General features: G+C 57.0%; 14 protein-coding genes. 12 read left to right on the top strand and 2 right to left on the bottom strand.

What is annotated here, in order from left to right; translation table 11 throughout:
- Positions 1-95 precede the first annotated feature (95 nt).
- The 5 genes from folD to SPG90_RS01075 all read left to right on the top strand — a co-directional run bounded on the left by folD (position 96) and on the right by SPG90_RS01075 (position 4,615).
- A complete protein-coding gene (gene folD / locus SPG90_RS01095) occupies positions 96-962 on the top strand; it encodes a bifunctional methylenetetrahydrofolate dehydrogenase/methenyltetrahydrofolate cyclohydrolase FolD (RefSeq protein ID WP_028012225.1) in 867 nt (288 codons plus the stop codon).
- Position 963: 1 nt separating this feature from the next.
- Positions 964-1,176, top strand: coding sequence for a ribosome-associated protein YbcJ (gene ybcJ / locus SPG90_RS01090; protein WP_126302937.1), 213 nt, complete (start codon positions 964-966; stop codon positions 1,174-1,176).
- Positions 1,177-1,410: 234 nt separating this feature from the next.
- A complete protein-coding gene (locus tag SPG90_RS01085) occupies positions 1,411-2,910 on the top strand; it encodes a PTS transporter subunit EIIC (RefSeq protein ID WP_023310639.1) in 1,500 nt (499 codons plus the stop codon).
- 86 nt (positions 2,911-2,996) lie between these two features.
- Positions 2,997-4,013: a Mal regulon transcriptional regulator MalI gene (gene malI, locus SPG90_RS01080; RefSeq protein ID WP_126302938.1), complete on the top strand. Its 1,017-nt coding sequence runs from the start codon at positions 2,997-2,999 to the stop codon at positions 4,011-4,013.
- A 74-nt stretch (positions 4,014-4,087) separates the two neighbouring features.
- Positions 4,088-4,615, top strand: a complete 528-nt coding sequence (locus SPG90_RS01075; RefSeq protein WP_045400772.1) for a metal-dependent hydrolase — start codon at positions 4,088-4,090, stop codon at positions 4,613-4,615.
- A gap of 89 nt (positions 4,616-4,704) precedes the next feature.
- Here the strand turns inward: SPG90_RS01075 and cysS are convergent, their stop codons facing one another.
- The gene (gene cysS / locus SPG90_RS01070) at positions 4,705-6,090 is read right to left on the bottom strand and encodes a cysteine--tRNA ligase (protein WP_045400770.1); all 1,386 of its coding nucleotides are present in this window, start codon (positions 6,088-6,090) and stop codon (positions 4,705-4,707) included.
- Between the two features lie 174 nt (positions 6,091-6,264).
- Between cysS and ppiB the strand changes: the two genes are divergently transcribed.
- From ppiB to mnmH, 7 genes are all read left to right on the top strand, one after another.
- Positions 6,265-6,759: a peptidylprolyl isomerase B gene (ppiB, locus tag SPG90_RS01065; protein ID WP_023310635.1), complete on the top strand. Its 495-nt coding sequence runs from the start codon at positions 6,265-6,267 to the stop codon at positions 6,757-6,759.
- Positions 6,760-6,762: 3 nt separating this feature from the next.
- A complete protein-coding gene (lpxH, locus tag SPG90_RS01060) occupies positions 6,763-7,485 on the top strand; it encodes a UDP-2,3-diacylglucosamine diphosphatase (protein ID WP_023310634.1) in 723 nt (240 codons plus the stop codon).
- Positions 7,486-7,622: 137 nt separating this feature from the next.
- Positions 7,623-7,832: a YdgH/BhsA/McbA-like domain containing protein gene (locus tag SPG90_RS01055; protein WP_023310633.1), complete on the top strand. Its 210-nt coding sequence runs from the start codon at positions 7,623-7,625 to the stop codon at positions 7,830-7,832.
- A gap of 68 nt (positions 7,833-7,900) precedes the next feature.
- A complete protein-coding gene (locus SPG90_RS01050) occupies positions 7,901-8,086 on the top strand; it encodes a hypothetical protein (protein ID WP_029741050.1) in 186 nt (61 codons plus the stop codon).
- A 161-nt stretch (positions 8,087-8,247) separates the two neighbouring features.
- On the top strand, positions 8,248-8,757 hold the full coding sequence (gene purE, locus SPG90_RS01045; RefSeq protein WP_023310631.1) for a 5-(carboxyamino)imidazole ribonucleotide mutase: 510 nt from the start codon (positions 8,248-8,250) through the stop codon (positions 8,755-8,757).
- The gene (purK, locus tag SPG90_RS01040; RefSeq protein ID WP_126302939.1) at positions 8,754-9,821 is read left to right on the top strand and encodes a 5-(carboxyamino)imidazole ribonucleotide synthase; all 1,068 of its coding nucleotides are present in this window, start codon (positions 8,754-8,756) and stop codon (positions 9,819-9,821) included. The genes purE and purK overlap by 4 nt, the downstream gene beginning before the upstream one ends.
- A gap of 84 nt (positions 9,822-9,905) precedes the next feature.
- Positions 9,906-10,976 (top strand): tRNA 2-selenouridine(34) synthase MnmH, encoded by a 1,071-nt coding sequence (mnmH, locus tag SPG90_RS01035; RefSeq protein WP_126302940.1) that lies wholly within the window; start codon positions 9,906-9,908, stop codon positions 10,974-10,976.
- Positions 10,977-11,099: 123 nt separating this feature from the next.
- Here the strand turns inward: mnmH and SPG90_RS01030 are convergent, their stop codons facing one another.
- Positions 11,100-12,245 (bottom strand): porin, encoded by a 1,146-nt coding sequence (locus tag SPG90_RS01030; protein WP_023310628.1) that lies wholly within the window; start codon positions 12,243-12,245, stop codon positions 11,100-11,102.
- Positions 12,246-12,341: the final 96 nt, after the last annotated feature.

Below are 12,341 nucleotides of genomic sequence, written 5' to 3'. Positions count from 1 at the left end.
AAAAACGCGTAAAGGGTGACTGACAGCGACGCTCGCTTCTGACAAAATACACGCCATCCCCCCTTTCAAACGTTACAGACGGAATCTTCTCTCTGATGGCAGCAAAGATTATTGACGGTAAAACGATTGCGCAGCAGGTGCGCTCTGAGGTCGCGGAAAAAGTGAAGGCGCGTAAAGCTGCCGGAAAACGCGCCCCCGGGCTGGCCGTTGTGCTGGTTGGCAGCAACCCGGCATCGCAGATTTATGTCGGCAGCAAGCGCAAAGCGTGTGAAGAGGTGGGCTTCGTCTCCCGCTCTTACGATTTGCCGGAAACCACCAGCGAAGCAGAGCTGCTGGAACTTATTGACACCCTGAATGCCGACAAAGAGATCGACGGTATTCTGGTTCAGCTGCCGCTGCCGGCGGGTATCGACAACGTGAAGGTGCTGGAGCGTATCGCACCGGATAAAGACGTGGACGGTTTCCATCCGTACAACGTTGGCCGTCTGTGCCAGCGCGCGCCGCGTCTGCGCCCGTGCACGCCGCGCGGCATTGTGACGCTGCTGGAGCGCTATAACATCGACACCTACGGTCTGAACGCCGTGGTTATCGGTGCGTCCAACATCGTGGGCCGCCCGATGAGCATGGAGCTGCTGCTGGCGGGCTGCACCACCACCGTGACCCACCGCTTCACCAAAAACCTGCGTCACCACGTCGAGAACGCCGATCTGCTGATCGTCGCGGTCGGCAAGCCGGGCTTTATTCCGGGCGAGTGGATCAAAGAGGGCGCGATTGTCGTGGACGTCGGGATTAACCGTCTGGAAAACGGAAAAGTGGTCGGCGACGTGGTGTACGAAGATGCCGCGGCGCGCGCCTCATACATTACGCCAGTCCCGGGCGGCGTGGGCCCGATGACCGTAGCAACGCTGATTCAGAACACGCTGCAGGCGTGCGAAGAGTACCACGACGTAGAGGAAGCATAAGATGACCACATTTTCATTAGGTAAACACCCGCACGTTGAGCTGTGCGATCTGCTGAAGCTGGAAGGCTGGAGCGAAAGCGGCGCGCAGGCGAAAATCGTTATCGCCGACGGGCGGGTTTTAGTCGACGGCGTGGTAGAAACGCGCAAGCGCTGCAAGATTGTCGCGGGTCAGACCGTGAGCTTTGAAGGACAGAGCGTAACCGTTACGGCCTGAGCCGTCTGATGCCCTCATCCCAACCCTCTCCCACAGGGAGAGGGAATATTAAATCCCCTCACACCCATCACGGTTATTTATCGATCAACTTCAAATAATCACTATTTCATCTGTTGAAATATGAAAATTCTGTTGCGCGTTTTTCACTCTTTGCCCACGATAAGTATAACGTTCTACTAAAACGTTATACTTACAATAACAGCGCCAAAAAAGCGCTACTCGGGGGAAATCAGCATGAGTCTGATATCAGGGTTTGTTAAATCGCTGTCTAAGTTATCGATGATTGGTCGCGCCTTAATGCTGCCAATTTCACTGCTTCCCGCTGCGGGCCTGCTGCTGGCCTTCGGCGATAAGTTCCATCTGCCGCTGATGATGAACGCGGGCGGGGTTATCTTTGATAACCTGCCGATGCTGTTTGCCATTGGCTCCGCCGTGGGTCTGGCGTCAGAATCCGGTATCGCCGCGCTGTCTGCGGCGGTGTCGGTGTTTGTCACGAATATCACCATCAGCACCGTGCTGAGCATCACGCCGGAAATGGCCTCCCAGGGAGGGAAATACGCCATGGTCGTCGGCATCCCGACGCTGCAGATGGGCGTCTTCGGCGGCCTGATCTGCGGTATTCTCGCGGCCTGGTGCTATAACCGTTTCCACACCATGCAGCTGCCGGAGTTCCTGGGCTTTTTCTCCGGCAAGCGCTTCGTGGCCATTGCAACGGCGTTTCTGTCGTTCCTGATGGGGCTGCTGCTACCATACGTGTGGCAGCATATCCAGGCCGGTATCGACGCGCTCTCCGTGGTGGTTAACGGCGATAATCAGGCGGCATCGACCTTTATCTTCGGTCTGGTTGAGCGCGCGCTGATCCCGCTCGGCCTGCACCACATCTGGTATCCGTCCTTCTGGTATTCGTTCGGGGATTACACCACCCAGGCAGGACAGGTGATCCACGGCGACCAGACCATCTGGTTCAAGATGCTGGAAGAAGGAGTGAAATCCTTCAGCAGCGACACCTACCAGAATGCCGGTAAATTCATGCAGGGCGAATTCCCGCTGATGCTGTTCGCGCTGCCCGCCGCGTGCCTGGCGATGTATCACGAAGCCCATACGAAGAATAAGAAAATCGCCGCCGGTATTCTGTTCTCTGCGGCGCTGACCTGCTTCCTGACGGGGATCACCGAACCGGTCGAGTTTACCTTTATCTTCGTGGCGCCGATTCTGTACGTCTTTAACGCCATCATGGCGGGCCTGGCCTACATGACCATGTATCTGCTGCATGCGCATATCGCCAAGTCCTTCTCCGCGGGCTTTATCGACTATCTGTCATTCGGGATCCTGCCGTCCTTTAACGGTTATCAGACCAACTTCCTGAATGCGATTATCATCGGCATTCCAATGGGCCTGATTTATTACTTCACGTTCCGCTTTGTGATCCGTCGTTTCGACGTGAAAACGCCGGGCCGCACTGAAGTGACCGCCAACGCGGATGATAAGTCTGATTCAGAACTCGCGACCGAGATCATTACCCTGCTGGGCGGGGCGCATAACATCGACTCCGTCGGCTCGTGTATCACCCGCCTGCGCCTGGAAGTCGCAAAAAGCGAGGTGGTAGACAGAGACGGCCTGAACGGACTCGGCGCGCGCGGCGTGGTCTTCGTCGGCGACAACGGTATTCAGGTGATTTTCGGTGCCAGAGCACAGTTTATCGCCCAGACCATGTCCACCATGATCGGCAAATAATAAGATGCCTGAACGACGCGTCTCCTGTAGTCTGGGAGACGCATTGTCGTATCTGACTGATAATCGGTGAATTTCAGGGAGCGGTTTTGAAGAAAGTCAGCATTATTGATGTCGCAAAGCACGCGGGCGTGTCGGTCTCAACCGTCTCGCTGGTTTTGCGCCAGAAAGGGAAAATCTCAGAGGCAACGATCGAGAAGGTCAACGCTGCCATCAATACCCTGGGCTATGTTCATAACGTTGCCGCTGCCAATCTCCGCGCCAATACGTCCAATCTGATTGGCCTGATCCTCCGTGACTTTAGCGACAGTTTCTCCATCAAGGTGATGGCGAGCATCGTCCAGGATCTTGAAAAACAGGGGTATATGGTTTTTCTCGGCCAGCCCCAGAACGACCATGACCATCTTGAGCGCTGCCTGCTGTCGTTTAAGCAGCAGGGCGTCGCCGGGGTTATCTATCTGGCCTCCGATACCCGCACGTCTACCCTGCCGGAGCAGATTCGCCGCTGCCCGCTGCCGCTGGTGGTGGTCTCGCAGTCGCTGCTGGATGAAAAATGCAATCTGGTGATGCGCGATAACCGTCAGGCGGCAAATCTGGCGGTGCGTTATCTTATCGAGCGCGGCCATCGCAATATCGCCTACATAGGCGGACGTGAAGGCTGCCTTATTCGCGAACAGCGCCTGCTCGGTTTTCGCAGCGCGATGACGCAGAACGGGCTGGTCTGGCGCGATGAATATTCTCCGTCCTGCAGCGATGACACCCTGGCTGCGGGTTTCGCCACCCGCCAGCTGCTGGAAAAAAACAACACCATCACCGCCCTGCTCTGCCACTCTCCGGATGCCATGATCGGCTCCATCTCCGGTATTCATCAGGTGGGACGAACGGTGGGTAAAGATGTGTTTCTGACGCAGCAGGTCGCGCTGGTCGGTTTCGAAGATATGCTCCACGTTAACCTCACCTCGCCGTCATTCACCTACGTGTCGTCCGCCAGCGAAGAGACCGGGCGTCAGGCTGCCGGGCTGATTATTCGTACGCTGAAGGAGCCGACGCTGCAAACCCAGCGCATTACGCTTTCCGGGCAGCTTATCGCACGCGAGTCGGCGTAAAAATAAGAATTTGACGCGGATCTGCCGGCGCGGGATTGCTGCTATATTTCCATGATTTGCCATGGATAATCGCAATGCCTACCGTTATTACGCACGCTGCTGTTCCGCTTTGTCTGGGCTTAGGCCTCGGAACCAAAGTGATTCCTCCCCGCCTGCTGTTTGCCGGGATTGTCCTCGCCATGCTGCCGGATGCCGACGTGCTGGCGTTCAAGTTCGGCGTCGCGTACGGCAATGTTTTCGGCCATCGCGGCTTTACCCACTCCCTGCTGTTCGCCTTTGTGGTGCCGATACTCTGCGTGCTGATTGGCCGACGATGGTTCCGGGCCAGCCTGGCGCGGTGCTGGCTGTTTTTAACCGTGTCTTTGCTGTCGCACAGCCTGCTGGATTCGATTACCACGGGCGGGAAAGGCGTCGGCTGGCTGTGGCCGTGGTCAGATGAACGCTTCTTTGCGCCGTGGCAGGTCATTAAGGTCGCGCCGTTTGCGCTGTCGCGCTATACCACGCCGTACGGGCATCAGGTGATCGTGTCAGAACTGCTGTGGGTGTGGCTGCCGGGAGTCGTGCTGATGGGGTTGCTGTGGTGGAGGAAACGTGCGCGCTGATGCCCTCACCCCGGCCCTCTCCCACGGGGAGAGGGAGAAAACCTAACAATTCCCTCTCCCTGCGGGAGAGGGTTAGGGTGAGGGGAAAATTACTTACGGCGCCAGGTGGTGCCCTGCGGGCCATCTTCCAGAATGATGCCCATCTCGGTCAGACGGTTGCGCGCCGCATCTGCCGCCGCCCAGTCTTTTGCCTGACGCGCTTCCAGACGCGCTTTGATCAACGCTTCAATTTCCGCCACTTCACCGTCGTCCGCCTGCGCACCGCTCTGCAGGAACGCGTCCGGATCCTGCTCCAGCAGGCCGAGCACGGAGGAGAGCTTACGCAGATGGGATGCCAGCGCATTCGCCGCGGCCATATCTTCTGACTTCAGGCGGTTTACTTCGCGCGCCATGTCGAACAGCACGGAGTACGCTTCCGGGGTGTTGAAGTCGTCGTTCATCACCTCAACAAAGCGGGCTTCGAACGCTTCGCCGCCAGCAGCAGGAACAGACCTGTCGGTACCGCGCAGCGCGGTATACAGACGCTCCAGCGCCGAGCGTGCCTGTTTCAGGTTCTCTTCGCTGTAGTTCAGCTGGCTGCGATAGTGGCCGGACATCAGGAAGTAGCGCACGGTTTCCGCATCGTAATACTTCAGCACGTCGCGCACGGTGAAGAAGTTACCCAGCGATTTAGACATTTTCTCGCGGTCAACCATTACCATCCCGGAGTGCATCCAGTAGTTAACGTACTCGCCGCCGTGGGCGCAGGTGGACTGCGCGATTTCATTTTCATGGTGCGGGAACATCAGGTCCGAACCGCCGCCGTGAATATCGAAGTGCTTGCCCAGCTGCTTGCAGTTCATCGCGGAACATTCAATGTGCCAGCCCGGACGGCCTTCGCCCCACGGGGATGGCCAGCTTGGCTCGCCCTCTTTGGACATTTTCCACAGTACGAAGTCCATCGGGTTACGCTTCACGTCAACTACGTCAACGCGCGCCCCGGCCTGCAGCTGATCCAGATCCTGACGGGAAAGCGCACCGTAGGTTGGGTCCGTCGGCACGGAGAACATCACGTCACCGTTGTCCGCAACGTACGCGTGGCCGCGTGCGATCAGCTTTTCGGTGATCTCAATAATTTCGTGAATGTGGTGGGTCGCGCGCGGCTCGCTGTCCGGGCGCTGAATATTCAGGGCGTCAAAATCTTTATGCATCTCGACGATCATGCGATCGACCAGCGCAACGAAGCTTTCGCCGTTTTCATTTGCGCGCTTGATGATTTTGTCGTCGATGTCGGTGATGTTACGCACGTATTTAAGGGTATAGCCCAGAAAACGCAGGTAGCGTGACACCACGTCAAAAGCGACAAAGGTACGGCCATGGCCAATGTGACAGAGATCGTAAACCGTAATACCACACACGTACATGCCGACTTCCCCGGCATGGATAGGTTTAAATTCCTCTTTCTGGCGCGTCATTGTATTAAAGATTTTTAACATCGAAGATTCCATGTAAACACGTGTGTGGTTGAAAACCGGCTATTCTACCCGTAATTCAAACCCGAAGCAGCACACAATGCAAGGTGATCGCATCCTGTGGTTATGCTATAACAAGCCCCTATAGATGACCCGAACGCGGGTCGACGTACCACAATAACGGAACAGGATGCAAAAATGGTTACTTTCCACACTAATCATGGCGATATCGTAATCAAAACCTTTGATGACAAAGCGCCTGAAACAGTTAAAAACTTCCTGGACTACTGCCGCGAAGGTTTCTACAACAACACCATTTTCCACCGCGTGATCAACGGCTTTATGATCCAGGGCGGCGGTTTTGAACCTGGCATGAACCAGAAAGAGACCAAAGAAGCGATCAAAAACGAAGCGAACAACGGTCTGAAAAACACCCGCGGTACGCTGGCAATGGCCCGTACTCAGGCTCCGCACTCTGCCACCGCGCAGTTCTTCATCAACGTGGCTGATAACGACTTCCTGAACTTCTCGGGCGAAAGCCTGCAGGGTTGGGGCTACTGCGTATTCGCAGAAGTGGTTGAAGGTATGGACGTGGTTGACAAGATCAAAGCCGTCGCTACTGGCCGCAGCGGTATGCACCAGGACGTTCCTAAAGAAGACGTTGTGATTACAAGCGTGACCGTCAGCGAGTAATTCGTGGCGACACTCTTTATTGCGGATCTGCATCTGCAAACAGAAGAACCGGCGATAACCGCCGGTTTTCTGCGTTTTTTACGCGGTGAAGCGAAAAGCGCCGATGCGCTGTACATCCTGGGCGACCTCTTTGAAGCCTGGATTGGCGACGACGACCCTAACCCGCTGCACCGTGAAATGGCAGCCGCCATTCACGCCCTCGTGGATTCCGGCGTTCCCTGCTACTTCATTCACGGCAACCGTGATTTCCTGATCGGCAAGCGCTACGCCCGCGAAAGCGGCATGACGCTGCTGCCGGAAGAGCAGGTGCTCGATCTCTATGGCCGCAGGGTCCTGATCATGCACGGCGACACGCTCTGCACCGACGATACCGGCTACCTGGCGTTTCGCGCCAAAGTCCACACCCCGTGGATCCAAAAGGTGTTCCTTGCGCTGCCGCTGTTTATCCGCAACCGCATCGCAGCCAGAATGCGCGCGGGCAGTAAAGCCGCCAACAGCAGCAAATCCATGACCATCATGGACGTGAACCCGCAGGCCGTGGTGAGCGTGATGGAAAAGCATGGCGTTCAGTGGTTGATCCACGGTCATACGCACCGTCCTGACGTCCATTCCCTTATCGCCAACGGCGAAGCGGCCCATCGCGTGGTGTTGGGTGCCTGGCACACCGAAGGCTCCATGGTCAAAGTCACGCCAGAGGGCGTGGAGCTGATCGCGTTTCCGTTCTAACCCCTCACACTATCATTCTATTTTTTTGAACAATATCGGCAAATTGTTTCGATTTTAATCAGCCCGTGGTCGGCTTATTATTTATCACATCAGGGCAACACGCCCTATCCCAGATAAAATACTTAAGGAATACGACCATGAAATCCATCAAAACTTTCGTTGCAGTTGCCGCTCTTTCCCTGGTTTCTTTCGGTTCTTTCGCTCAAAGCGTGAGCGCAACCGCCTCTACCCTTGACCGCGCAGAAGCGAAAATTGCCGCGCAGGCCGCCGAGCAGAATGCCTCTTATAAAATCACGAGCGCGAAGGTCAACAACCGCGTGTACATGACCGCAGAACTGACTAAATAAAAACCCTGATTGCCGTGCCGCCAGCTACGACGTGCGACAGCGACAATACGATGAGGAAGGAACAGAGAATGAAAAACATCAGCATCGTAAGTACCCTGCTGCTGGCAGTCGTGGTGTCCACAGGCGCACAGGCCGCGGAGAATCGCTTCTCCGTGCCAAAATCAGGCTCGAATGCCGACACCAGCATGGTAAATCATATCGATGTCAGCCGCGCGTTCGACAACGAGAACCTGTCCGCAGGGGATCTTCAGTAACATCACACAAAAGACCGCCATCGTGCGGTCTTTTTTGTTATCGCTTTCTCGCCATAACTGCTCACCTTTTAACCGCGCAACCGTTTTCCTTGCCCGTATAACATGCTATTCTCTGTGCCCTCGAAAGCAGTGTGTTTCGCACCACAGGAGTTTTAAGACGCATGTCTTCCCGCAATAATCCGGCGCGTGTCGCCATCGTGATGGGGTCCAAAAGCGACTGGGCTACCATGCAGTTCGCCGCCGAAATCTTTGAAATCCTGAATGTTCCGCACCACGTTGAAGTGGTCTCCGCGCACCGTACACCGGACAAACTGTTCAGCTTCGCCGAAAGCGCCGAAGAGAACGGTTATGAGGTGATCGTTGCCGGTGCGGGCGGCGCAGCACATCTGCCAGGCATGATTGCCGCCAAAACCCTGGTGCCGGTACTGGGCGTTCCGGTCCAAAGCGCCGCGTTAAGCGGTGTGGATAGCCTCTACTCCATCGTCCAGATGCCGCGCGGTATTCCTGTCGGCACGCTGGCGATTGGTAAAGCGGGTGCTGCCAATGCCGCCCTGCTGGCGGCGCAAATTCTTGCGACGCACGATAAAGCATTACACCAGCGTCTGGCGGAGTGGCGTAAAGCCCAGACCGACGAGGTGCTGGACAATCCGGACCCGCGGGGTGCGGCATGAAGCAGGTTTGCGTCCTCGGTAACGGCCAGCTAGGCCGCATGCTGCGTCAGGCCGGTGAGCCGCTGGGTATTGCCGTCTGGCCCGTCGGGCTGGACGCCGAACCGGAAGCCGTACCGTTCCACCAGAGCGTGATCACCGCCGAGATCGAACGCTGGCCGGAAACGGCTCTGACCCGCGAGCTGGCGCGTCATAACGCCTTCGTTAACCGCGACGTGTTCCCGATCATCGCCGACCGTCTGACGCAAAAGCAGCTGTTCGACAAGCTCGGTCTGCCGACCGCGCCGTGGCAGCTCCTGTCCGATAAAAGCGAGTGGAATGACGTTTTCGCGATGCTGGGCGAGCTGGCAATCGTGAAGCGCCGCGTGGGCGGTTACGACGGCCGCGGCCAGTGGCGCCTGCGTGCAGATGAAACGGCAGAACTGCCGGACGACTGCTACGGCGAGTGCATCGTTGAGCAGGGCATTAACTTCAGCGGTGAAGTGTCGCTGGTTGGCGCGCGCGGGCAAGACGGGCATACCGTCTTTTATCCGCTGACGCATAACCTGCATCAGGACGGCATTCTGCGCACCAGCGTCGCCTTCCCGCACGCCAATGCTGACCAGCAGGCGCAGGCGGAAGATATGCTCTCTGCCATCATGCACGAACTCGGGTATGTAGGCGTCATGGCGATGGAGTGCTTTATCACCCCGTCCGGTCTGCTGATCAACGAACTTGCGCCGCGCGTGCACAACAGCGGGCACTGGACGCAAAACGGCGCGTCCATCAGCCAGTTCGAGCTGCACCTGCGCGCGATCGTCGACCTGCCGCTGCCGCAGCCGGTGGTGAACAGCCCGTCGGTGATGATCAACCTGATCGGCACCGATCTGAACTACGACTGGCTGAAGCTGCCGCTCGTGCATCTGCACTGGTATGACAAAGAGGTCCGCGCGGGTCGTAAGGTCGGTCACCTGAACCTGAACGACAGCGACACGGGTCGCCTGAGCGCCACCCTGGAAGCCATGATCCCGCTCCTGCCGCCGGAATATGCGAGCGGTATTGTCTGGGCACAGTCAAAGCTCAAGTAAGACATCTGCGCCGGGGAGTTGACCTTCCCCTTCCCCGGCGTACAATCCCCGCCCATTGCTGCTGAGTTTTCTTCTGGAATAACCATGAACGATGGAACGGACTATCGCGCGATCCTCGCGTCTGATACCCCTTTAATCGACGTTCGCGCGCCGATCGAATTTGCCCAGGGCGCGATGCCTGCGGCGATCAACCTGCCCTTAATGAACGACGACGAGCGCGCCGCCGTCGGCACCTGCTATAAGCGCCAGGGCCCCGAAGCCGCGCTGGCGCTCGGCCATCAGCTGGTGAGCGGCGAGACGCGTGAGGCACGCATCAACGCCTGGCGCGAGGCCAGCCTTGCCCATCCTGAGGGCTTTCTCTGCTGCGCGCGCGGCGGCCAGCGCTCGCATATCTCTCAGGCCTGGCTGAAAGAGGCGGGCATCGACTACCCGCTGATCCGCGGCGGCTATAAGGCCCTGCGTCAGACGGCGATTCAGGTGACCATCGAGCAGTCACAAAAGCCGATGGTGCTTATTGGCGGCTGTACCGGAAACGGTAAAACCCTGCTGGTGAAGCAGCACGCGCAGGGGATCGATCTGGAAGGGCTGGCGCACCATCGCGGTTCGTCGTTTGGCCGCACGCTCACGCCGCAGCTTTCCCAGGCGAGCTTTGAAAATCACCTTGCGGCTGAGCTCCTGAAAAAAGACGCCGCGCGCTGGGTGCTGGAAGATGAAGGCCGGATGATTGGCTCCAACCATCTGCCGGAGTGCCTGCGCGACCGCATGGTTGAAGCCCCTATCGTTGTCGTCGAAGACCCGTTTGACGTCCGTCTTGAGCGCCTGCGCGAAGAGTATTTCGATCACATGTGGGCGGATTTTTCGGCTGCCTACGGTGAAGACGCGGGCTGGAAAGAATACAGCGAGTATTTGCACCATGGCCTGTTCGCCATTCGCCGCCGTCTGGGGCTGCAGCGGTATGCAGAATTCACCGCGCTGTTAGATTCCGCGCTGCTGGAACAGCAACGCTCCGGCAGCACAGAGGCGCACTTCAGCTGGCTTGCGCCGCTGCTGAAGGACTATTACGACCCGATGTACGGCTATCAGCTGGAGAAAAAGGCGGAGAAGATTGTGTATCGCGGGACGTTTGAAGACGTTGCCGAATGGCTTGATCGCTAAAATAAAGTCGGATGGCGAGGTAAAAGCAAAACGGCAACCAGGGTTGCCGTTTTTAATGTTTGTTCCCTCTCCCCGTGGGAGAGGGTCAGGGTGAGGGCATCAGGCCGCCCCCTACAAAACGACTTAGAAGTCGTAACGCAGACGCACCAGGTTCATATCGCCCAGGTTGTCGGTGCTGGATGTGAACACGTGTTCGTAATCCACGCGGAAGCCGTAATCCAGCTGGAAGCTGATACCCACGCCGTTGTCGATGCGCTGGTAGTTACGGCCGTTCACGTACTCAATACGGTCACCCATGAAGTAAGGCTGGATGGATTTGACCGCGTACTGACCGATTGGGAACTTGTAGCCCGCAAAGTATTCAATACCCCATGCATCACCGGCGAAGTAGTCGTTAACAGACACTTTTTTGGTGGTCAGGAAGTTCTGGTACCAGCCGCCGCCAGCGGAGAAGGTCCAGTTGTCCGGCGTCCAGCTCAGCGCGGTACCGAGGATGTTCTGGTCGTAGGTTTTGCTGTCGCCGTTGTCCGGGTTACGCATGTCCGCGCGGGTGTAGTTCCACGCCGCGCCCCAGGTCAGGTCGGTGGTCAGGTGGTAATCCAGACCCAGCGAGCCGCCGCCTTTACGCTTGTAGCGCAGGCCGTTGCCCGGCAGGTATTCGCTGTCTTCAAACAGGTAGGATGCATAAATATCGGCATCACCCACGGTTTTCTTATATTTCAGCATCTGGCGTGAACGGTAAGAACCGTCGTAATCGCCGTTGATCCCGTTACCCGGAGCCTGGCCGATCATGTCGTAGTCCCAGATATCGGTTTTCGCGCCCACCACATCATAGTAAACGCTGTTCTGTTGACCGAAGGTCAGCGTACCCCAGGTGTCGCTCTTCAGACCGGTATAGAGCATACGACGCGTGGTGTCGTGTGCGCCGTCGGCGTAGTGATGATCCCAGTTAAACTGCGCAGGAATATTGACACCCAGCTCGTAGTAGCTGATCCAGCTGATGTCATCAAACAGATAGTAATCAGCCGCGAAACGGAAACGGGTGCCGCCGTCAAAGCCGTTACGCTTGTAGCTGTTTTTACCATCGTCGCCGGTCATGTTCTGGAACTGAGGACGAATACTGCCGCCAACGGTAAAGTTCAGGCGGCTCAGCGGGTTACCCGCCTGAGGATCCTGCTTAAGAACGGTGATTTCCGCCTGAGAAGCGAAGGTAGTCAATGCCACTGCCGCGCCGATCGTTGCCGCCAGCGCTGATTTTTTTATAGTCATTATTTTTCCTTAATAGACACGCTGCTAAATATTTAGCGGGTGAATATTAACTGGAAATAATCGGGCTGTGGGGTCGGGTTTTTAATGTTTTGTGCT

This window comes from Enterobacter sp. D2 (assembly GCF_034427575.1).
GTDB lineage: Bacteria > Pseudomonadota > Gammaproteobacteria > Enterobacterales > Enterobacteriaceae > Enterobacter > Enterobacter cloacae_M.
Note: the sequence above shows the minus strand (reverse complement) of the source record. Positions and strands in the feature narration are given on the sequence as shown.